This window comes from Microbacterium sp. F1-18, from assembly GCF_052921305.1.
On sequence record NZ_JBREVD010000005.1, the window covers coordinates 206422 to 225879 of the forward strand.

Here is a 19458-nt window from a genome sequence, read left to right on the forward strand (position 1 = left end):
AACGGGGACCTCGACCCCCACGGGCACCGGGGACCTCGGCTCACGACGAGGGCGAGACCTCGCTGAGCCGGCCGTCACGCAGCTCGAGCGTCAGGCCGGGTGCGAAGCGCGAGAGGAAGCCGTCGTCGTGGCTGACGACGAGCACCGCCCCGCGGTACGCGGACAGCGCCTGCACCAGCTGATCGACCGTGTCGAGGTCGAGGTTGTTCGTCGGCTCGTCGAGGACGAGCAGCTGCGGCGGGGGATCCGCCAGGAGCGCGCACGCCAGCGCCAGCCGGAACCGCTCACCGCCCGACAGCGCCGCAACGGGCCGCAGCACGGTGTCGCCGCGCAGCAGGAACCGCGCCAGGCGATTGCGCAGCTCGACGTCGGTGGCCGCGGGCGCAGCCTCCCGCACGCTGTCGAGCACCGTCGCCTCATCCCGCAGGCCGTCGATCCGCTGCGAGAGGTATCCGACGCGATCGGTGTGCGCGGCGGCCGTGCCGCAACTCCTCATTTCCGGGCCATCCGGCGGGCCGCCGGGGTGAGGGGGCGCAGGAGCGTCGGATTCTGAGGAATTAGCGCTCGCCGACCGCACCAGCGCCTCGAGCAGGGTCGTCTTCCCCGCGCCGTTGGGTCCGACGAGCGCCACCCGTTCGGGCCCCTGCACGATCCACGAGCGCTCACCGTCGCCGATCGTCGCGAGGCGCCGGCCCGCCGCGACACCCGGGTCGGGCAGGTCGATCCGCACGGTGTCGTCGTCGCGGACCCGCCGGCCCGCCGCATCCAGGGCCGACCGCGCCGCCGCCTCGCGATCAGACGCCTCGCCACGCGCGCGACCCGCCGACACCTGCGCGGCCGATGCGCGGTTGCCGGAGATGATCCCGGGCACCCGCTTCTCGCGCTGCGCTTTGGCTCCCATCGCAGCCCGCTGGGCGAGCTTCGTCTCGGTCTCGACCCGGTCCCGGCGCTCGCGTCGGAGAGTCGCGGCCGCGGTGGTCTCGGCCGCCCGCGCAGCCGCCTGCTCGGTGTCGCGCCACGTCCGCCACTGCGAGTACGGACCCCCGAACACGTCGAGCTCGGAGCCGTAGAGCTCGGCGGTGTCGTCCATCAGCTCGAGCAGGGTCGTGTCGTGGCTGACGACGACGAGCGCACCCCGCCACCCACGCACGAGCTCGCCGACCCGCTCGCGCGCGTCGCGATCGAGGTTGTTCGTGGGTTCGTCGAGCAGCGCGATCTCGGCGCCGCGCAGTCGCACTCCGACGAGCGCGGCGAGCACGGCCTCACCTCCCGAGAGCTCGCCGATGCGGCGGTCCAGAGCCCCGGGCGGCAGGCCGGCCGCCGTCAGGGCGGCGACGGCTCGAGCCTCGGCGTCCCAGTCGTCGCCGATCGTGTCGAAATGGCGAGGGTCGACGTCTCCCGACTCGACGGCGCGTACGGCATCGACGACGGCGGCGACGCCGAGCAGGTCGGCGACCCGCCGCTCGACGTCGAGTGTCAGGCGCTGCGGCAGCAGCTCGACCCGCCCCGACGTGGTGACCGAGCCCGATGTCGGTATGAGCTCGCCTGCGATCAGCCGCAGCAGCGTGGTCTTGCCCGAGCCGTTGCGGCCGACGAGGCCGGTGCGTGCGGCGCCGAAGGTTCCCGATACGTCGAGCACGGCAGGGGTGCCGTCGGGGTGGATGAGGGTGATGCGGTCGAGGACGACCGCGGGTGCGGGATGGGGCATGACTGCCTCCTCGGATGTCGTCGGGCGCGGGCGCGACCGACACCGAAGACACCCCGACCGGGGCGGAACGGTACGGCGGCCAGCGCGGAAATCGAAGAATGCGCTGGCCTGGTCGGACGCCCGAAGGGTCGACGGATCAGCGCGGGATCACAGCGCGGTCGCGTCGAAACCGATCAACGGTCGTTCCTCACACTCGGGACAGGGGCCCGGGAAGTCTACGCCGACGGGAGCTGCTTGTGCAGGAAGGTCGCGACATCTCGCAGCTCTTCGGCCGAGACGGCATGCCCGAGGTCGGGGTAGACGCGCCCGCTCAGGTCGACCCGGCCGGGCAGCCACTGCGCGGTGATGGCGACGAGCGCAGGCGGGATGACGTCGTCGAGGGCGCCGCGGCCCCAGAACACGGGTGGGCGCCGTTGGGCGAGCTCGGCGTCGGTGTCGAGGTCGCCGGGGTTGGCGTAGCCCGACAGATTCACCGCGAAGGCGTAATCGTGCGGACGGAGCCGGAGCGCCTCGAGCGCCATGAGCCCGCCCTGCGAGAACCCGAGCAGTCCGACGGATGCCGCGTCGCCCCGCTCCGCGTCGATCCACTCGGTCAGTGCGCGGGCGGATGCCGTCGCCGCCTGCGGATCGCGACCGTTCAGGCCCTCGATCGGATACCACGACCACCCCGGCGTCGGGAAGGGCGGGGTGAGCGGAGCGCGCACCGCGGCCACGACGTACTCGGCGGGGAGATGGGGTGCGAGGGCGAACAGGTCGTTCTCGTCTGAGCCATAGCCGTGCATCATCACCAGCAGGGGCCGCCCGGCACGCTCGGCGGGAGCGGCCGACCAGCGCACGGCCGCGGAATCGAGAGCCGGAACGGACGACATGCGACCATCCTGCCAGCCTCCTCCGACACCGCCGGGGGTCATTGGTATACATGAGGCATGGCCGTGCGCACCCCCGATCCCGATCCCGACGAGCGCGGCGAGTCGTCGCTCCCGGCCGACCCGCTGCGCGGAGCCGCGGGCGGCGGAGCCACGAACCCGGCCTGGCTCAGCGATGTCGAGCTCACCGAGGCGCGCCGCCGTCTGCCGATGCTCTACGTCGAGGCGGTGCCGGTGCGCACCGACGGTCTCGGCGCCGTGACCCAGGTCGGCATCCTGCTGCGGGCCACCCCGGTCGGCGAGATGACGCGCACGATCGTCTCGGGTCGCGTGCGCTACGGCGAGACGATCCGCGACGCGCTGTTCCGTCACGTCGAGAACGACCTCGGGCCCATGGCCTTCCCGCTCCTGCCGGCATCGCCCACGCCCTTCACCGTCGCCGAGTACTTCCCGATCCCCGGCGTCAGTCCGTTCCACGATGACCGCCAGCACGCCGTGTCGCTCGCCTTCGTCGTGCCGGTCACGGGTACCTGCGAGCCCCGTCAGGACGCGCTCGAGGTCACCTGGCTCGACCCCGCCGAAGCGGCATCCGATGCCCTCGCCGCCGAGATGGAAGGCGGTCGGGGCACCCTCATCCGACTCGCGCTCGCCTCGGTGGGCGCGCTCCGCTGAGGACCGAGCCTGCGTAGGCTCGGGGCATGACCGATCCGCAGCCCCTCGCCTTCCCCGCCGACCACGCCGGATGGCTCGCGTTCGCCGCCGAGCGCCCGGATGCCCGCATCGCCCGCGTCCGCGAGATCGATGCCCAGCTGATCGCGGGGCACGAGCTGTCGCCGCTGGCCCGTCTGCAGCTGTGGAACGAGGCGTCGATCGCCGTCGCCGAGGCGGCATCCGAGGCGTCGCTGCTGAGCGAGTCGCACCCCGACGCCGATGTTCGGGCCGCGGCCGAGGCGCGCGTGCAGGCGATCGACGCGCTCCTCTCGCAGCGGGCGCTCGACCCCGCGCTGTTCGCCGTGTTCGACGGGCTGGCCACCGACGGGCTCGACGCCACCGCCCGCCGTCTGCTGGCACACATCCAGCGCGACTTCCGCCGGGGCGGCGTCGACCGCGACGAGGCGACACGCGACCGGCTGCGGGCGCTCGCCGAGCGTGACACCGAGCTGTCGCTCCAGTTCTCGCGCAACATCCGCGACGGCCGGCGCGAGCTGAAGCTCCCCGCCGAGGCGCTGGAGGGGCTGCCGCAGGACTTCATCGACGCTCACCCGGTCGACGACGAGGGCCTCATCACCCTCACGACCGAGTACACCGACCTCATGCCCGTGCGCGAGTTCGCGGTGCGCCGCTCGACGCGCACGGCGCTGCTGTCGGTGTACAACGACCTGGCCTGGCCCGACAACGATCCCGTGCTCGGGGAGCTGCTCGCGGTTCGCGCCGAGCGCGCCGAGCTGCTGGGCTACGGCGACTGGGCCGACTACGAGACCGAGACGCGCATGATCGGCTCGAGCGCCGCCATCCGCTCGTTCCTCGATGACATCGATGCGGCGACCCGCGAGGCCGCCGCGGCCGAGTACGACCGCCTGCTCGCGCGGCTGCGCGTCGACGAGCCCGACGCCGATGCGGTCACCTCGGCCGACCTCTGGTACCTCCTCAGCGCGCTCAAGCGTGAGGAGTACGCCGTCGACGCCCAAGCCGTGCGCGCGTACTTCGCCTTCGACAACGTGCTGGCGGGTGTGCTCGACGTCACCGCGCGACTGCTCGACGTCACCTATGTCCCCGTCGATGCGGGAGCCTGGCACGCGGACGTCCGCAGCTACGACGTCGTCCGCGGCGATCGCCGGCTCGGCCGGATCCACCTCGACCTCCACCCGCGCGAAGGCAAGTACAACCACGCGGCGTGCTTCAACCTCGCGCCCGGCATCGCGGGACGTTCGCTCCCGGAGGGCGTGCTGCTGTGCAACTTCTCGCGCGGACTGCTCGAGCACGACCAGGTCGTGACGTTCTTCCACGAGTTCGGCCACCTCGTCCACGGCATCCTCGGCGGCGCCGATGCGGTCTGGGCCGACTTCAGCGGCATCGAGACGGAGTGGGACTTCGTCGAGGCGCCGAGCCAGCTGCTCGAGGAGTGGGCCTGGGACGCCGGCGTGCTGGCGACGTTCGCGCGCAACGCCGACGGCGAGGCGATCCCGGCCGACCTGGTCGAGCGGATGCGGGTGGCCGACGCCTTCGGCCGCGCCCTCGAGGTGACCCGTCAGCTCGGCCACGCCAACGTCTCGTACGGGCTGCACGTCGAACGGCCGAGCGACCTGCAGGCCGCGGTCGAGGGTTGGTACCGCGCGTCGTCGCCCGTGCACCCACTGCCGAACGGACACACGTACGCCGGCTTCGGGCATCTCACCGGATACGGCGCCTGCTACTACACGTACCAGTGGAGCCTCGTCATCGCCCGCGACCTGCTCTCGGCGTTCGGCGACGACCTGATGGATCCGGCCGTCGCGACCCGCTATCGCGAGCGCATCCTCGAGCCGGGCGGCAGCCGCGACGCGGCCGACCTCGTCGCCGACTTCCTCGGTCGCCCGTACTCGTTCGACGCTTACCGGGCCTGGCTCGCCGGCGCCTGACCCCCGCGCCCCGGCGGTCAGGCGGGGGACGCGCGGGCGTAGCGGGCGGCGAGGAGGGCGAACGCGTCGGCGAGCTCGGGGGGACCCACGACCTCGAGCTCGGCGTCGAACCGCCCGAACGAGGCCGCGAGCGCGGTCCACGACCACGACCCGGCCTCGAGCCGACAGTGCCCGTCGTCGAGCGGCGTGACGGTGCCGTCACCGGCGAAGGGCATGACAGCGGACGCCGGCAGGTGCAGCATGACGGAGCCGCGACAGGGCCACGTGCCCGAGTCCGACCCGCGGAAGCGCGCGGAGACGAACGCGTCGACATCGCCGCCGGGCACCGTTCGCCGCGCGAAGCCGGCGCCGAGCGGTGTGCGCGGCCGGATGCGCTCCACCCGGTACAGGCGCCAGTCGTCGCGGTCGAGGTCCCACGCGACCAGGTACCAGCGGCCGCCCGACGCCACGAGATGATGCGGCTCCGCGCGTCGGGCCGGCGTGGATCCGACGGCATCCGCATCGCGCGCCTCGCCGTAGTCGAACCGCAGGGTCAGTCCGTCGCGGATGGCGTTCGCGAGAGTCGACAGAACCTCGAGCGAGACGTCTGCGACGGCGGCATCCCCCGGGCGGGCCACGACGGTCGGGGTCAGGGCGTCGAGGCGGTGCCGGAGTCTCGAGGGCATGACCTGCCGGATCGTCGTGAGCGCCCGCGCGGCGGCCTCGCCGATCCCTGCGCCCAGCACGGGTGCCGTCCGCAGGGCGAGGGCTACGGCGATGGTCTGGTCCTCGTCGAACAGGAGTGGCGGCAGCTCGCTGCCGGACTCCAGCCGGTACCCGCCGTCGAGGCCCGTCGTCGCCTGGATGCGGTAGCCCATCTCGCGTAGTCGCTCGACGTCGCGACGCACCGTGCGGTCGCTCACTCCCAGCCGCGAGGCCAGCACTCCGCCCGGCCAGTCGCGGCGGGCCTGCAGGAGCGACAGCAGGGTCAGCAGTCGTGAGGTCGTCGGCATCGCCTCACCGTATCCGTCATTGCGGACAAAAACTGACCGGAACGGCTGTCAGGGTGAGCTCGCCGAGCCGATCGGGCCGGCCCGTTCTCAGGAGTAGCGATGACCATTCAGACCACCCCCCACCTCAACTTCCGCGGCGACGCCCGCCAGGCGCTCGAGTTCTACGGCGCCGCGTTCGACGGCCACGTCGCCATCACCACCTATGCCGAGGTCGGTATGCCCGCAGGTCTGCCCGGCGCGGATGCCGTCGTCTTCGGGCTCGTCGCCGGCAGCAACGGCTTCCGCGTCATGGCGTACGACATCCCGGGCAGCGCTGAGGGGTCCATCGCCGGCGGCGGCTCGACGCACCGCCGCGACAACGCCACCCTCACCGATCAGGCGTTCTTCGTCTCGGTCGGTTCCGAAAGCCTCGACGAACTCCGCGGCCCGTGGGACGCGCTCGCCGCGGATGCCGTCATCGTCGAGCCGCTCGCGGCATCCGCGTGGAGCGCCGGCTTCGGCATGCTCACCGACCGGTTCGGCGTCACGTGGAGCTTCAGCGTCACCGCCGCGTGAACGCACGAGAGCCGCGGTCGGATCGATTCCGCCGCGGCTCTCTGTCGCGCGTCGCGCCGCGTGTCAGTCGGTGGTCACTCGGTCGTGAGGCGCGCCAGCTCGGCGACGAACGCGTCGACGTCGGATGCCGACGTGTCGAACGAGCACATCCAGCGCACCTCCCGGCGGGCCTCGTCCCAATCGTAGAAGCGGAACGACTCGCGCAGCCGGTCGGCGACGCCCTCGGGCAGCACCGCGAACACGCCGTTGGCCTGCGTCGGCTGCGTGAACTCCACACCCCGCACCGAACCATCGGCGAGCCCCGCCTCGACGGCAGAGCGCAGGCGCTGCGCCATCCCGTTCGCGTGCTCGGCGTTGCGACGCCAGAGGTCGTTCTCGAGCAGCGCGACGAGCTGTGCCGAGACGAAGCGCATCTTCGACGACAGCTGCATGTTGAGCTTGCGCAGGTAGGTCAGCCCCTCGGATGCCGCGGAGTCGAGCACGACGATCGCCTCACCGAGCATCGCGCCGTTCTTCGTGCCGCCGAAGCTGAGCACATCGACGCCGACATCGCGCGTGATGGCGCGCAGCGGCAGGCCCAGGGCTGCGGCGGCGTTGGCGATGCGCGCGCCATCCATATGCAGCCGCATCCCGCGTTCGTGCACGTGGTCGGCGATCGTCCGCAGCTCGTCGGGCGTGTACAGCGTGCCGAGCTCGGTCGACTGGGTGATCGAGACCACGAGCGGCTGCGCGCGGTGCTCGTCTCCCCAGCCCCACGCCTCGCGGTCGATGAGCTCGGGGGTGAGCTTTCCGTCGTCGGTGGGGACGTTCAGGATCTTGATCCCGCCGACGCGCTCGGGCGCCCCGCCCTCGTCGACGTTGATGTGCGCGGTCGACGCGGCGATCACAGCGCCCCAGCGCGGCAGCATCGACTGCAGGGCCGTGACGTTCGCGCCTGTGCCGTTGAAGACCGGAAAGGCCTCTGCACCGTCGCCGAAGTGCTCGCCGACGAGTTCCTGCAGGCGGGCGGTGTACACGTCCGACCCGTAGGCGGTCTGGTGGCCGTCGTTGGCGGCGGTGATGGCCGCGAGGACCTCCGGGTGGATGCCGGAGTAGTTGTCGGACGCGAAGCCGCGCACCGACGTGTCGTGCAGGGAGGTCATGACCTCATCCTTTCTCACGAGTCCGCGGCCCGCGGATCCGCCGGTGTCCGGTGGATCCGCGAGCCGCGGAGCAGGTGCTGGTCAGCCGCGGATGCCGCGGGTGGAGGCGATCACGTCACGCATCTTCTTCTCGAGCGCCTCGTAGAACATCGACAGCGGGAACTCGTCGTCCAGTACGGCATCGGTGTAGCCCTTCGGCGGGCCCGCGAGGACGTCGTCGGGCAGGCCGCGCGCCCACACCGACGCGGGATGCGGTTCGAGCACCGAGCGCACGAGGTCGTACGCCGCCAGCCAGTGCGCGGTCTTCGGCCGGTCGATCGACTCCCAGTAGAGCCGGTCGATCGCATCGCCCAGGGCGACGACGGCATCCGGCACCTCACTCCATTCGAAGGCGAGTGCGGTGTCGGTCCAGTGCAGCACGCCGCGACGGTGCAGCCAGGCGAACAGCAGCTGACCGCCGAGCCCGTCGTAGTTGCGCACGCGCGATCCGGTGATCGCGAACCGGAAGATCCGGTCGAAGATCACGGCGTACTGCACGAGCCGCGACAGACGCAGCAGCTCGGCGTCGACCGGGTCGAGATCCGTCTCGGCGCTCAGCCGCCGGTCGAGCGCGACGCATTCGCGGAACGCCGTCAGATCGCATCTCAGCTCTTCGAGGGAGTACAGGAAGAACGGCATCCGCTGTTTGATCATGAACGGGTCGAAGGGCAGATCGCCGCGCATGTGGGTGCGGTCGTGGATGAGGTCCCACATCACGAACGCCCGTTCGGTGAGCGCCTGGTCGTCGAGCATCTCCGCCGCCTCGGCCGGCAGGTCGAGCTTCGTGATGTCGGACGCGGCACGCACGACGCGGCGATAGCGGGCCGCCTCGCGGTCCTGGAAGATCGCCCCCCACGTGAACGGCGGGATCTCGCGCATGGCGACGGTCTCGGGGAACAGCACGGCCGAGTCGGTGTCGTATCCGGGCGTGAAGTCGAGCAGTCGCAACGAGACGAAGAGCCGGTTGGGGTACATCGTCTCGAGTCGCGCGATCGCCTCGGGCCAGATCGTCTCGACCAGGAGCGCCTCGACGTGACGGTTCCGCGATCCGTTCTGCGTGTACATCGGGAAGACGACGAGGTGGCGGATGCCGTCGACGCGGTGGAGCTGCGGCTGGAAGGCCACGAGCGAGTCGAGGAAATCGGGCACGCCGAATGCCCCCTCCGTCGAAGCCGCGCCGTCCGGATGATCGGACCCCGCCCATCTGTCGAAGTCCCGGATCGACGCCGCCAGGTAGTCGGCATCGTGAGGGAACCTCGGGGCGAGTCGGCCGATCGCGTCGGTGATCGCCGCGACGTGGCGGCGTGCCGTCTCGTGGTCGTCCGCGTCGGGCACGGAGCCGTCGGCGGCCTGCAGCTCGTGCAGCGCCGTCGCGGCGTCGCGCAGCGCGATCCACGCCGGGTCGTGCTCGACGCCGTCGGCGAGCGCGATGCTCAGGGCGTCGACCGCGCCGCCGTCCTCGACGACCTCGGGCTCGCCGATGATCGTCTTGGCGGCACCGGGGGTGGGGTGCGTCTGTGCGATGGACATGGGGGAACCTCCGATCTACGAGGTACGGCTCCCGCGCGGGAGCGGTGGACAGGTGGCGTCAGCCTAACCGGCCGCCGGGCTTTCGGCGACGGATGTATCGGGCAGCGGCCGCTTGACCTCAATCGAGCTTGAGGTTTTAGCGTTCGAGACATGATCCGAACCGACCCCGACCCCCACGTCGACTCCTTCACCGAGCGGCTGCCCGCCGCCGTGCTCGACCGCCTCGCACGAGTGACCGGCGACGAGAAGCACAGCGCCGCGGCGCACTCGACCCTCGACGCCCTCTGGGTGCTGCACGATCGGGTGCTGCGCCCCGAGGCCGGCGACCGCTTCCTGCTGTCGAAAGGCCACGGTCCCGCCTCGTACTACGCCGTGCTCGCTGCCCGGGGCCTGATGCCCGAGGCATGGCTCGATGACCTGGCGGGCGTCGACTCGCCCCTCGGTCACCATCCCGACCGCGTGCTCATTCCCGCCGTGGAGATCTCGTCCGGCTCGCTCGGGCACGGTCTGCCGATCGCGGTCGGCCTCGCCCGCGGCCTCGACATCGCGGGTGCGGGCGGACGCGTGTTCGTCCTGATCGGCGACGCCGAGCTCGACGAGGGCAGCAACCACGAGGCGATCGCCGTCGCCGGACGCCTCGCTCTCGCGCGGCTGCACTGCATCGTCATCGACAACGCCTCGGCATCCCTCGGATGGCCCGGCGGGGTCGCGCGGCGGTTCGCGGTGGAGGGGTGGGATGCCGCCGAGGTCGACTCCCGCGATCACGCCGCGCTCGCCGCGGCCCTCGAGGCGGGCGGCGCGATGCCGCGCGTCACCGTCGTCCGTACCGCTGCGAAGGGATCCTGATGCGCGCGCGCTTCTCCACCACGATGTCCGATCTGCTGGCGACCGACGAACGTGCGGCTCTCGTCCTCGCCGACATCGGGCCGGTCGGTCTCGCCGCGGGCACCGCCGCCGCCGACCGCGTCGTCAACGTCGGGATCCGCGAGCAGGCGATGATCGGCGTCGCGGCCGGGCTCTCGCTCGCCGGGCTCCGCCCGTTCGTGCACACCTACGCCCCGTTCCTCGTCGAGCGGCCCTTCGAGCAGATCAAGCTCGATCTGTCGCACCAGGATCTCGGGGCGGTGCTCGTATCGATCGGTGCGAGCTACGACGCCGCAGCCGAAGGGCGCACGCACCAGTGCCCCGGCGACATCGCCCTGCTCGGCACTCTGCCGGGGTGGCGGCTGCACACGCCGGGGCATCCCGACGAGGTCGAGGCGCTGATCCGGGCGGCGGCCACCTCCGACGACCGTCAGTACATCCGGCTCTCGACGCAGGAGAACCGGACGGCCTTCCCGACCGACGGGCGGATCCACCCCGTGCGCGGGGGATCGGGTGTCCTCGTGCTGGCCATCGGCCCACTGCTCGACGCCGCGCTCGAAGCGACGGCCGGCACGGGGCACGCGGTCGCCTACACCGCGACGCCGGTGCCGCTCGACCGTGACGGTCTGCGCGAGCTGAGCGCCGGGTTCGACCGGGTCGTGGTGCTCGAACCCTTCCTCGAGGGAACGACCGCCGCCGCGGTCGGCGCGGCCGTCGGCGGCAGCGGCATCCGCATCGAGCACATCGGTGTCGGGGTGGGAGAGCAGCGCCGATACGGCACTGCGGCCGACCACGCGCGGCTGCACGGCCTCGATGCGTCGGGGATCAGGCGGCGCCTCGACCGGCTCTCATGACGGAGCGGCCGCGTCGTCGTCGAGCACGTGCCGGAGCGCGGGCGCGACACGACGCGGTCCGCTGCCCTCCGCGCTCAGCGCGTCACCGGGGTTCAGCAGATCGCACGACCGCATCGAGAGACAGCCGCATCCGATGCATCCCACGAGCTCGCGTTCGAGCGACTCGATGGCCGCGCGCCGTTCTTCGAGGCGGATCTTCCACGCCCGCGACACCCGTTTCCAGTCATCACTGCTGGGCTCGGCCTCGGCGGGGAGGGATGCGAAGGCGTCGGCGACCTCGGCGAGCGGGATGCCGAGGCGCTTCGCGACGAGGATGAGGGAGATGCGCCGCAGCATGTGGCGACTGAACCGGCGCTGATTGCCCGCCGAGCGGGTCGAGGTGATGAGCCCGTGCCGCTCGTAGAAGTGCAGCGCCGACACGGACACACCGGTTCGAGCACTCACCTCGCCGATGCTCAGGAGATCATTGGACCGCATCACGCCTGCGACTCTACGACGCGCCGATACATCGGTCGGACCGGTGGGGCTGGTGTCATCGCGGGCGGCCGTCCGCGCCACATCAGCACCGAGCGCCCGACGGTTGTATCGGCGTCTGCCGTCACCGCCGGGTCGGGCCGGGACTGTCAAGCTGTCGCGGGTGTGCGCCCGCGGCGTTAGCGTCGCACCATGCCCGCCGACCACCCCGCCGACCACCCCGTCGCCCCCGCCGCACCGTCACCCGCCGCGTCCGGCTCCACCGCCGACGCTTCCGACGGGCGCGGCGTGCTGCTGATCACGAACGCGCGAGCGGGAACGTCGGTGGTCCGCACCGACCCCCTGCCCGAGATCCGGCGGCGACTGCCGCAGGCGCGGATCGAGAGCCTGGGCGACTCGTCGATGGACGACATCGTCGCATCGGCCGTGTCAGCCGCCGATGCGCCCACGGTGCTCGCCGTCCTCGGCGGCGACGGATCCGTCTCGCGCGCCGCTCACCTCGCGCGCCGTCATGACCTGACGCTGCTCGTGCTGCCCGGCGGCACCTTCAATCACTTCGCGCGCGCGGCGGGCCTCGACACGGTCGATGCCGCCCTCGACGCCTATGCGGCCGGGACGGTCCGCCGCGTCGTGGTCGCCGAGGCGGTCATCGACGACGGCGATCCCGTGACGGTCCTCAACGCGGTGTCGCTCGGCTCCTACCCCGAGCTCCTCGCCGAACGCGAGAAGCGCACGAGTCTCGGCAAATGGTGGGGCGGCGCGGTCGCGGCGTGGCGCGAGATCCACGGCGCCCACCGCATCACGATCGTGCGCGACGGCCGCCGGGCGGTCGTCTGGTCGGTCTTCGCGGGGCTCGGCCGCAACGACCCGCGTCGCATCGCGATGATGCGGCGCGCGAGCCTCGACGAGGCGGTGCTCGATGTCCGGCTCCACCATGCCCGGGGCACGCGGCTGCGGGCGGTGACCTCGCTGGCGTTCGGTCGTCGTACCCTCGCGGTGATGCGCGCACTGCGTCTCATGCCGCCGGCATCCGATCTCGAGCGAGCCGTCGTGGCGGAGATCGAGGTGACGGTCCGGCCCGGCGGCGCGACGCCGGTGTTCGCGCACGACGGCGAGCTCACCGAGACTCCCGCCGGCGACTACCGGCTCCGGCTGCGCGCGATCCCGGACGGCCTGCGCGTGTACGCGCGCTGAGGCGGATGGCGTTGCCCGCGGATACATCGTCAGAGGGATGCCGCGCCCGCGGCGCTCGCGTACCGTCGTAGCGTGTTCCGTCCGCTCCGCCGCTATCAGCTCTCCGTCGACATCTCGGTGGCTGTCGCCTTCGCGGCGCTCATGCTGCTGTTCACGTGGGTGGGCGTCGTGGGTGTCGGCATCCCCAACGACCGGGTGTCAGCGGTCGTCGCGATGCTTCTGGTCGTCCCGTTCGGCGCTGCGGTCGCGCTGCGTCGCCTCTCGCCGCCGCTCGCGCTGACGCTGGCGTGGGTCGGTGCGATCCTGCAGATGCTGGCGCAGCTGCCTCCCCTGCCGGTCGACATCGCCATCTTCGCGGTGCTCTACACCTGCGCGGCGTACGGCACGAACCGGATCTTCTGGCTCGGATTCGCGTCCTCCATCGGGGGCGCGCTGGCCATCACCGTCTACCTGCTCATCCCGACTGCGGCGTACTCGGTCACGACAGCGGGTGATGAGCTGGTGTACTTCCTCGTCACCGGCACGATGCTCTTCGTCGCGGCCGTCTTCGGCCTGCTCCTGGCGTGGACCGTGGGCGCACTCGTCCGCGTCGGGCTGCGTGCCCGCGGCAATGCCGAGGCCCAGCGGAAGGCCGAGGAGCGCGCGACGGCGGAGTTCGAGCGCAACCGCATCGCGCGCGACATGCACGACGTCGTCGCCCATTCGCTCGCGGTCGTCATCGCCCAGGCCGACGGGGCTCGCTATGCCGCGGCGGCGGATCCGGATGCCGCTGCCACCTCGCTTCAGACGATCTCGTCGACGGCCCGTTCCGCCCTCTCGGACGTGCGGATGCTGCTGACCCAGCTGCGCCACAGTGAGGGCGAGGGTCCCCAGCCGACCGTCGCGGAGCTGGAGGTGCTCTACGCGCAGGTGCGCGCTGCCGGTCTCGACCTGCGCGTCGACGTCGACCCCGCACCGCCGGGCGAGCCGCCCGCGGCGGTGCAGATCGCGGTGTACCGGATTCTGCAGGAAGCCTTGACGAACGCGATGCGGCACGGCGCGGGCGGTACCGTGGAGGTGTCCCTGTCCTGGCTGTCCGACCGCGTGGAGGTCCGTGTGAGCAACCCGCTCTCGCCGGTGAGCGAGGTCACGGGCCCGGTGCGCACGGGCGGTCACGGCCTCATCGGCATGCGCGAACGCGCTCAGCTCATCGGCGGCACCATCGAAGTGGGCCCCCGCGACGGCGCATTCGTCGTGGCGGCGACCCTGCCCATCGGCGGCACCGCGTGAGTGCGATCCGGGTCGTCCTCGTCGACGACCAGGCGCTCTTCCGCGCCGGCATCCGCATGGTGGTCGCCTCACAGCCCGATCTCGAGGTCGTCGGCGAGGCGTCGGACGGCGCAGAGGCGATCGGCATCATCCGCGAGACACGTCCCGACGTCGTTCTCATGGATATCCGGATGCCGGTGATGGACGGCCTGACCGCGACCGCTCAGCTGCTCGACGATCCGGTCTTCGATGGTGCTCCGCCGCGCATCGTGATGCTGACCACCTTCGACCTCGACGAGGCGGCGGCGCGGGCGATCCGTCAGGGCGCGAGCGGGTTCTTGCTCAAGGACGCCGACCCCGAGTTCCTCCTCGCCGCGATCCGCACGGTGCATTCGGGGTCGTCGGTCATCGCGGCCGCGGCGACGCGGGAACTGTTCGCGACGTTCTCGGCCCCCGCGCAGAAGGCCGTGCCGGCCGCGTTCGCCGAGCTGACCGACCGTGAGCGGGAGATCTTCGCTCTGGCGGCCCGAGGGCTCTCCAACGCCGAGATCGCACAGCGCGAGTTCCTCTCCGAGGCCACCGTGAAGACCCACATCAGCCGGATCCTGGCGAAGCTCTCCCTGCGCGACCGCGTGCAGCTGGTCGTCTTCGCGTTCGAGCACGGGCTCGCCTGACCCCCGCGGGCGGATGAGGGATCATCCGCAAGATGTACGCGTCCGCGACGGCGGGCCGATGTCGGCGGACGCGGCGCTTCGTAGCGTCGGAGACATGCAGATCTCGACCACCGACCTCGGCCTCGCCGCCCGGGTCCAGAACCTCTCCAAGACCTACGGCGCCGGCGAATCGGGCGTCCGTGCGCTCGACGGCGTCTCGGTGGGCATCCGCCGTGGCGAGTTCACCGCCATCATGGGCCCATCCGGCTCGGGCAAATCGACCCTGATGCACATCATGGCCGGGCTCGACGCCCCGACAACGGGTCGCGCGTGGATCGGCGACACCGAGATCTCGGGCCTCTCCGACCTCGATCTGACGATCCTGCGACGGCGCCGCGTCGGCTTCGTGTTCCAGTCGTTCAATCTCGTGCCCACCCTCGACGTCATCGGCAACATCACGCTGCCGTTCGAGCTCGACGGGCGGTCGCCGTCGGCCCTCGAACGTTCGCGCATCGACGGGCTGGTCGATTCCCTCGGGCTCGGCGCGCGGCTGCGGCACCGTCCGCATGAGCTGTCGGGCGGCCAGCAGCAGCGCGTCGCGATCGCCCGTGCCCTCGCGACGGCGCCCGACCTCGTCTTCGCCGACGAGCCGACCGGCAACCTCGACTCGCGGTCGGGTCGTGAGGTGCTCGCCCTGCTCGCGACGGCGAGCCGCGAGCACGGTCAGTCCATCGCGATGGTGACGCACGACCCCGTCGCCGCTTCGCACGCCGATCGGGTGATCTTCCTCGGCGACGGCCGCATCGTGGCCGACAAGCCCAGCCAGAGCGCCGAGCAGATCTCGGCCCACATGCTCGCCGCCGAGGTGTCGGCATGACCGCCGTGACCGCGGCGCGCGCGGCATCCTCGTCGGCGCGGATGCGGCCCGGGTCGGGTTCCGCGGCCCCGGCCTCCGGACGTTGGGCGTGGCTGCGCGAGCGGGGGATGGGCGCCTCGGTGCTCGTCGCCGCGATCTCGGGCGGATTCGGCGTGCTGCTGGTCGCCGTCACCGGGCTGATCGGCGCGTGGCTCATGGCCGACCCGTTCCTCTCGGGCGGAGAGACCATCGTCATCGTCGTGGCGATCCTCAGCGTGCTGCTGGTCGCGGTGGCGATGTACGTCGCCGCGATCGTCACGGCCAACACGTTCGCCACGATCGTGGCGGGTCGCACCCGTCAGATCGCCCTGATGCGCCTCATCGGCGCGTCGGCGCGGTCGCAGCGGTCGCGGATCGCGCGGCAGGGCCTCGTCGTCGGCGCGATCGGCGCCGTGCTCGGGCTGGTCGGCGGAACCGCCGGAGCGCTCGGTCTCCAGCAGATCGCCGCACGGGCGTGGGGGCTCGACGTCGACTACAACGTCGTGCAGCCCGTGCTGCTGGCGCCGGCATTCGTCGTAGCGCTGACGACCTGGATCGCCGCGTGGTCCGGGTCGCGTCGCGTGCTCGAGGTCACGCCCCTCGCTGCCCTCGCAGGGTCCGCGCCGCGCACGGCGGAAGAGGCCGCGGGCCGTACGCGCCGCCGCGTCGCCGCGGTGTCGTTGTTCGGCGTCGGCGCGGTGCTGCTCGCTCTCGGCATCCTCGCCGGCTTCACCACACCCCTCGGCGTGGTCGTCGCGTTCTTCGGAGGTCTCGCCTCGTTCACCGGACTGAGCCTGGGTGCCGCACTCGTCATGCCGCCGCTGCTGCGCCTGACCGGGCGACTCTTCGGCCGTTCGGCGTCGGCGCGGCTGGCGGCCGAGAACGCGCTGCGCTACCCCGAGCGATCGAGCCGCATGGCGATCGGCGTCGTCATGGGCGTCACGCTCGTGACGATGTTCGCCGTCGCCTCGGAGTCGGTCAAGGGCGTCATGGCCGCCTCGGGCGGTGGCGAGGTGTCGGGCGAGATGGCCCGTCTGCTCGACACGTTCAGCGCGGTCATGATGGCTCTCGTCGGGGTGTCGGCGGTGATCGCGGCCGTCGGTCTCGTCAACCTGCTCACGATCGGCGTGGTCCAGCGCACCCGCGAGCTCGGGCTGCTGCGCGCCCTCGGCCTGACCGGGCGTCAGATCCGCTCGATGGTGCTGTTCGAGGCGGCGCACATCACGATCACCTCGGTCGTGTTCGGCCTGCTTCTCGGCATCGCCTACGGCTGGGCGGCGGCGCAGTCGCTGCTCGGGTCGGTGCGGGTGCCGCCGCTGTGGCTCGCCCCCACCTTCGTGCTTCCGGGCATCCCGTGGCTCACCGTCGCCGGGATCGTCGTGGCCACCGCCGTGCTCACCCTCGTGGCCGCCGTCGTGCCCACCCGTCTCGCGACCCGCGTCTCGCCCGTGGAGGCACTCGCCGAGTGACGCGGCTCAGTCTCCGGCAGGTCCGGCTCGTCCCTCATCGGCGGACGAGCCGGACCTCGCTGATGGTCTCGCCCCAGCTGGTGTCGTCCTTCACGGCGCCGTCGGGGCGGAACCCGTTGCGGGCGTAGAACGCGCGGGCGCGCGGGTTGTCGGCGAGCACCCAGAGCGACGCGGGCTCGTCGCCCAGAGCGGCATCCAGCAGCGCCTGCCCCGCGCCGGTGCCGTAGTGGGCGGCGAGGACGTAGATCGCATACAGCTCGAGCGGTGCAGCGGGAGGGTCGTCGCGGGACGAGCCGCTGACGGCGAAACCGACGATCGTGCCGGAGATCACGGCGACCCATGTGCGGCCGAGGTCGTGCGTGCGTTCCGTGCCGGCCGGCACGGCCGACTGTCGCTCGTCGAGCCGCTGCTCGTGGCCGAGCAGTTCACCCCGTACGCGCGTCAGACGATCGAGATCGAGGCGGTCGAGGATGCTCTGCGGCATCCGGCCGGTGTAGGCCTCGTGCCAGCCGACGACGTGCACGCGCGCGATCGCCGCAGCATCGGCGGGAACGGCCCGCCGCACGGCGACGGCGGTCACGACGCGGGATCGGGCTCGGGCTCGGGGTCGTGGGCCCAGGTCGGCGCGACCTGCCGCAGGCGCGTCGATCGCCACTGCCAGGTCGCCCAGAGCATCGGCCACAGCGCCGGCGCGGCGAGGCCCCCGATCACGAGGCGCTCGCGCCACAGCGTGCGGGTGGGGTCGCCGGGTGCCGGCGAGACCGCCATCTGGTGGTCCCAGACGTCGAGCACCGAGAGCGGGCCGGTGAGGGGGATGCCGCTGTCACGCAGGATCCGCACGGTCGAGGCATCCGTCTCTCCGGGGCGGCGCTCCTCGACCGCACGGTCCGACACGTGGATCAGCTGACGCCCGACCGGCATGCCCAGCGCCGACAGCTGGACCGGCACGTCCGCCCCCGGTTCGAGCGAGGTCGGCATCCCCTCGGCGGCGAGGGGCTCGAGCCCCATGAGCGGTGCGTACAGCTCGGCGAGCGCGCGCGGCGAGTGGAGGGCACGCCAGGCGGCGTCGGCGTCGCAGTCGAGCACGAGCTTCTGGAGGATGCGCATGAGCCCAGTCTGCCCCGTCGTAGGCTGATCGGATGCCGTCGCCCGCAGCATCCTCGCCGTTCGACCAGTCCCGCTACCAGGTGCGTCTCGACTGGGGCATCGCGGGCCTTCGCCGCGTGGCCCCCGCGGATGTCGTGGTCGTCGTCGATGTGCTGCGCTTCTCGTCGACCGTCTCGGCCCGCGTCGCCGCGGGGGAGCGCGTCGTCCTCGACGACGCCGCGCGCGCCGTCTCGCGCAACGGCGCGATGATCGCCGGGGCGGCATCCGATGCGCTCGTGCTGCTCGGCTGCCTGCGCAACGCCGACGCGGTCGCGGCCGCCGTGCTCGCGGAGCAGCAGCGCCGCGGAGCCCGCACGAGTATCGCCGTGATCGCCGCGTGCGAGCTCGCCGGGCCGGGCGAGGAGCCCGAGCTGCGTTTCGCCGTCGAAGACCTGCTCGGTGCGGGAGCGGTCGTCGACGCCCTCTCGCGCCTCGGCATCGACCACACCTCGCCGGAAGCGGCCGCGGCGTGCGAGTCGTTCCGCGGCCTCGGCGGCGCGGTGCGGCACCTGCTCACGGCGAGCGGCTCGGGGCAGGAGCTCCTCGAGCGCGGGTTGCGCGCCGACGTGCTCGCGGCGGCGCAGATCGGGGCCGATGCGGTGGCGCCGGTGCTCCGCGGCGGTGTCTTCACGGCCGCCTGACGCCGACTCCTCGAGAACGTCGCGAAACGAGCCCGAATCGAGGAGTTCGTGCAGCCGTCAGCGCGGGGTCGCGGCTGCGCGTCGGTCCGCCGGGGAGATCTCGCGGCGAACCCACCGGAACAGATGGCGCTCGTCGTATGACGATGCGCACATCCGGCATGACGCCGCCCGCGTGGGACGGCGGTGGCGGTAGGCCACATGGCCGGCGGGGCACTGGCCCACCCATGGCGCCAGCTCGACGGCCGTCTCACCGCGATGGGTCGTGCCGCCGACATAGCCGAGCTCGCGCGCCGTACGGAGCCAGTCGCGACCGTGGCCGGCGGCCGGGCCGGCGATCGCGTGGGCGACCTCGTGCAGCAGTGTCTGGTGGTTCTCGTCGTCGTCGAACCGGGCTGCGAGGTAGCGCGAGACGCTGATGCGCCGGCGCGTGTAGTCGCACTGGCCCGCGCGACGCTTGGCGTTGTCGAACCGGAACGTCCAGGAGTCGTCGAGGTGCGCCGCGATCAGCGCCTCGGCCCAGACCCGGACCCGATCGAGATCACTCATGCGGTGGACGTTACGCGCGGGGTG

At 72.2% G+C, this 19458-nt stretch carries 20 protein-coding genes; 11 read left to right on the plus strand and 9 right to left on the minus strand.

All coding sequences use genetic code 11. From position 1 onward, the window contains the following. Positions 1–40: 40 nt before the first annotated feature. Together ACU6RU_RS14565 and ACU6RU_RS14570 are read right to left on the minus strand one after the other, a co-directional pair. Entirely contained in the window at positions 41–1708 is a 1668-nt protein-coding gene (locus ACU6RU_RS14565; protein ID WP_446726907.1) for an ATP-binding cassette domain-containing protein, read from the minus strand. Between the two features lie 215 nt (positions 1709–1923). Further along, positions 1924–2577, minus strand: coding sequence for an alpha/beta hydrolase (locus ACU6RU_RS14570; protein ID WP_120264197.1), 654 nt, complete (start codon positions 2575–2577; stop codon positions 1924–1926). Positions 2578–2634: 57 nt separating this feature from the next. Between ACU6RU_RS14570 and ACU6RU_RS14575 the strand changes: the two genes are divergently transcribed. Together ACU6RU_RS14575 and ACU6RU_RS14580 are read left to right on the plus strand one after the other, a co-directional pair. Beyond that, the gene (locus tag ACU6RU_RS14575; RefSeq protein WP_446726908.1) at positions 2635–3246 is read left to right on the plus strand and encodes an NUDIX hydrolase family protein; all 612 of its coding nucleotides are present in this window, start codon (positions 2635–2637) and stop codon (positions 3244–3246) included. 26 nt (positions 3247–3272) lie between these two features. Further along, the gene (locus tag ACU6RU_RS14580) at positions 3273–5192 is read left to right on the plus strand and encodes a M3 family metallopeptidase (protein WP_446726909.1); all 1920 of its coding nucleotides are present in this window, start codon (positions 3273–3275) and stop codon (positions 5190–5192) included. A 17-nt stretch (positions 5193–5209) separates the two neighbouring features. Here ACU6RU_RS14580 and ACU6RU_RS14585 read toward each other — a convergent pair whose 3' ends face one another. Beyond that, positions 5210–6184: a helix-turn-helix transcriptional regulator gene (locus ACU6RU_RS14585; protein ID WP_446726910.1), complete on the minus strand. Its 975-nt coding sequence runs from the start codon at positions 6182–6184 to the stop codon at positions 5210–5212. A gap of 99 nt (positions 6185–6283) precedes the next feature. On the opposite strand from ACU6RU_RS14585, the gene ACU6RU_RS14590 reads away from it, so the two are divergent. Continuing rightward, complete coding sequence (locus tag ACU6RU_RS14590; RefSeq protein ID WP_289330293.1) at positions 6284–6739, plus strand: VOC family protein; 456 nt, start codon at positions 6284–6286, stop codon at positions 6737–6739. 74 nt (positions 6740–6813) lie between these two features. Here the strand turns inward: ACU6RU_RS14590 and ACU6RU_RS14595 are convergent, their stop codons facing one another. Together ACU6RU_RS14595 and ACU6RU_RS14600 are read right to left on the minus strand one after the other, a co-directional pair. After that, positions 6814–7881, minus strand: a complete 1068-nt coding sequence (locus tag ACU6RU_RS14595) for a threonine aldolase family protein (RefSeq protein WP_446726911.1) — start codon at positions 7879–7881, stop codon at positions 6814–6816. An 81-nt stretch (positions 7882–7962) separates the two neighbouring features. After that, a complete protein-coding gene (locus ACU6RU_RS14600; RefSeq protein WP_446726912.1) occupies positions 7963–9450 on the minus strand; it encodes a DUF6421 family protein in 1488 nt (495 codons plus the stop codon). Positions 9451–9600: 150 nt separating this feature from the next. Between ACU6RU_RS14600 and ACU6RU_RS14605 the strand changes: the two genes are divergently transcribed. Together ACU6RU_RS14605 and ACU6RU_RS14610 are read left to right on the plus strand one after the other, a co-directional pair. Continuing rightward, positions 9601–10296, plus strand: coding sequence for a transketolase (locus ACU6RU_RS14605; protein WP_446726913.1), 696 nt, complete (start codon positions 9601–9603; stop codon positions 10294–10296). After that, on the plus strand, positions 10296–11168 hold the full coding sequence (locus ACU6RU_RS14610) for a transketolase family protein (RefSeq protein ID WP_446726914.1): 873 nt from the start codon (positions 10296–10298) through the stop codon (positions 11166–11168). The genes ACU6RU_RS14605 and ACU6RU_RS14610 overlap by 1 nt, the downstream gene beginning before the upstream one ends. Here the strand turns inward: ACU6RU_RS14610 and soxR are convergent. Then, complete coding sequence (soxR, locus tag ACU6RU_RS14615; RefSeq protein WP_120264206.1) at positions 11163–11645, minus strand: redox-sensitive transcriptional activator SoxR; 483 nt, start codon at positions 11643–11645, stop codon at positions 11163–11165. The genes ACU6RU_RS14610 and soxR overlap by 6 nt on opposite strands. Before the next feature lie 189 nt (positions 11646–11834). Between soxR and ACU6RU_RS14620 the strand changes: the two genes are divergently transcribed. The 5 genes from ACU6RU_RS14620 (at position 11835) to ACU6RU_RS14640 (ending at position 17101) form a co-directional block, all read left to right on the plus strand. After that, positions 11835–12836, plus strand: a complete 1002-nt coding sequence (locus ACU6RU_RS14620) for a diacylglycerol/lipid kinase family protein (RefSeq protein WP_446726915.1) — start codon at positions 11835–11837, stop codon at positions 12834–12836. A 72-nt stretch (positions 12837–12908) separates the two neighbouring features. Then, positions 12909–14105 (plus strand): sensor histidine kinase, encoded by a 1197-nt coding sequence (locus tag ACU6RU_RS14625; RefSeq protein ID WP_446726916.1) that lies wholly within the window; start codon positions 12909–12911, stop codon positions 14103–14105. Beyond that, positions 14102–14758 carry a response regulator gene (locus ACU6RU_RS14630; RefSeq protein WP_120264209.1) on the plus strand — a complete coding sequence of 219 codons (657 nt, stop codon included), beginning with the start codon at positions 14102–14104 and terminating at the stop codon, positions 14756–14758. Before ACU6RU_RS14625 ends, ACU6RU_RS14630 begins: the two co-directional genes overlap by 4 nt. A gap of 94 nt (positions 14759–14852) precedes the next feature. Further along, entirely contained in the window at positions 14853–15614 is a 762-nt protein-coding gene (locus ACU6RU_RS14635; RefSeq protein WP_120264210.1) for an ABC transporter ATP-binding protein, read from the plus strand. Continuing rightward, complete coding sequence (locus ACU6RU_RS14640) at positions 15611–17101, plus strand: ABC transporter permease (protein ID WP_289330287.1); 1491 nt, start codon at positions 15611–15613, stop codon at positions 17099–17101. The genes ACU6RU_RS14635 and ACU6RU_RS14640 overlap by 4 nt, the downstream gene beginning before the upstream one ends. A gap of 34 nt (positions 17102–17135) precedes the next feature. Here the strand turns inward: ACU6RU_RS14640 and ACU6RU_RS14645 are convergent, their stop codons facing one another. Both ACU6RU_RS14645 and ACU6RU_RS14650 read right to left on the minus strand, forming a co-directional pair. After that, on the minus strand, positions 17136–17681 hold the full coding sequence (locus ACU6RU_RS14645) for a GNAT family N-acetyltransferase (RefSeq protein WP_120264212.1): 546 nt from the start codon (positions 17679–17681) through the stop codon (positions 17136–17138). Continuing rightward, complete coding sequence (locus ACU6RU_RS14650) at positions 17678–18208, minus strand: hypothetical protein (RefSeq protein WP_446726917.1); 531 nt, start codon at positions 18206–18208, stop codon at positions 17678–17680. The genes ACU6RU_RS14645 and ACU6RU_RS14650 overlap by 4 nt, the downstream gene beginning before the upstream one ends. 32 nt (positions 18209–18240) lie before the next feature. Here ACU6RU_RS14650 and ACU6RU_RS14655 point away from each other — a divergent pair, with 32 nt between their 5' ends. Continuing rightward, positions 18241–18888, plus strand: coding sequence for a 2-phosphosulfolactate phosphatase (locus tag ACU6RU_RS14655; RefSeq protein ID WP_446726918.1), 648 nt, complete (start codon positions 18241–18243; stop codon positions 18886–18888). A gap of 57 nt (positions 18889–18945) precedes the next feature. On the opposite strand, the gene ACU6RU_RS14660 is transcribed toward ACU6RU_RS14655, so the two are convergent. Further along, positions 18946–19434, minus strand: coding sequence for a SprT-like domain-containing protein (locus ACU6RU_RS14660; protein WP_120264214.1), 489 nt, complete (start codon positions 19432–19434; stop codon positions 18946–18948). Between the last annotated feature and the right edge of the window lie 24 nt (positions 19435–19458).

What these genes read in the sequence shown, in the direction of transcription:
- ACU6RU_RS14590 (WP_289330293.1), top strand. Translation starts at nt 6,284, where the DNA reads ATGACCATTCAGACCACCCCCCACCTCAACTTCCGCGGCGACGCCCGC.
- ACU6RU_RS14595 (WP_446726911.1), bottom strand. Translation starts at nt 7,881, where the DNA reads ATGACCTCCCTGCACGACACGTCGGTGCGCGGCTTCGCGTCCGACAAC.
- ACU6RU_RS14605 (WP_446726913.1), top strand. Translation starts at nt 9,601, where the DNA reads ATGATCCGAACCGACCCCGACCCCCACGTCGACTCCTTCACCGAGCGG.
- ACU6RU_RS14660 (WP_120264214.1), bottom strand. Translation starts at nt 19,434, where the DNA reads ATGAGTGATCTCGATCGGGTCCGGGTCTGGGCCGAGGCGCTGATCGCG.
- soxR (WP_120264206.1), bottom strand. Translation starts at nt 11,645, where the DNA reads ATGCGGTCCAATGATCTCCTGAGCATCGGCGAGGTGAGTGCTCGAACC.
- ACU6RU_RS14620 (WP_446726915.1), top strand. Translation starts at nt 11,835, where the DNA reads ATGCCCGCCGACCACCCCGCCGACCACCCCGTCGCCCCCGCCGCACCG.
- ACU6RU_RS14635 (WP_120264210.1), top strand. Translation starts at nt 14,853, where the DNA reads ATGCAGATCTCGACCACCGACCTCGGCCTCGCCGCCCGGGTCCAGAAC.
- ACU6RU_RS14610 (WP_446726914.1), top strand. Translation starts at nt 10,296, where the DNA reads ATGCGCGCGCGCTTCTCCACCACGATGTCCGATCTGCTGGCGACCGAC.
- ACU6RU_RS14655 (WP_446726918.1), top strand. Translation starts at nt 18,241, where the DNA reads ATGCCGTCGCCCGCAGCATCCTCGCCGTTCGACCAGTCCCGCTACCAG.
- ACU6RU_RS14640 (WP_289330287.1), top strand. Translation starts at nt 15,611, where the DNA reads ATGACCGCCGTGACCGCGGCGCGCGCGGCATCCTCGTCGGCGCGGATG.
- ACU6RU_RS14600 (WP_446726912.1), bottom strand. Translation starts at nt 9,450, where the DNA reads ATGTCCATCGCACAGACGCACCCCACCCCCGGTGCCGCCAAGACGATC.
- ACU6RU_RS14575 (WP_446726908.1), top strand. Translation starts at nt 2,635, where the DNA reads ATGGCCGTGCGCACCCCCGATCCCGATCCCGACGAGCGCGGCGAGTCG.
- ACU6RU_RS14580 (WP_446726909.1), top strand. Translation starts at nt 3,273, where the DNA reads ATGACCGATCCGCAGCCCCTCGCCTTCCCCGCCGACCACGCCGGATGG.
- ACU6RU_RS14650 (WP_446726917.1), bottom strand. Translation starts at nt 18,208, where the DNA reads ATGCGCATCCTCCAGAAGCTCGTGCTCGACTGCGACGCCGACGCCGCC.
- ACU6RU_RS14585 (WP_446726910.1), bottom strand. Translation starts at nt 6,184, where the DNA reads ATGCCGACGACCTCACGACTGCTGACCCTGCTGTCGCTCCTGCAGGCC.
- ACU6RU_RS14565 (WP_446726907.1), bottom strand. Translation starts at nt 1,708, where the DNA reads ATGCCCCATCCCGCACCCGCGGTCGTCCTCGACCGCATCACCCTCATC.
- ACU6RU_RS14570 (WP_120264197.1), bottom strand. Translation starts at nt 2,577, where the DNA reads ATGTCGTCCGTTCCGGCTCTCGATTCCGCGGCCGTGCGCTGGTCGGCC.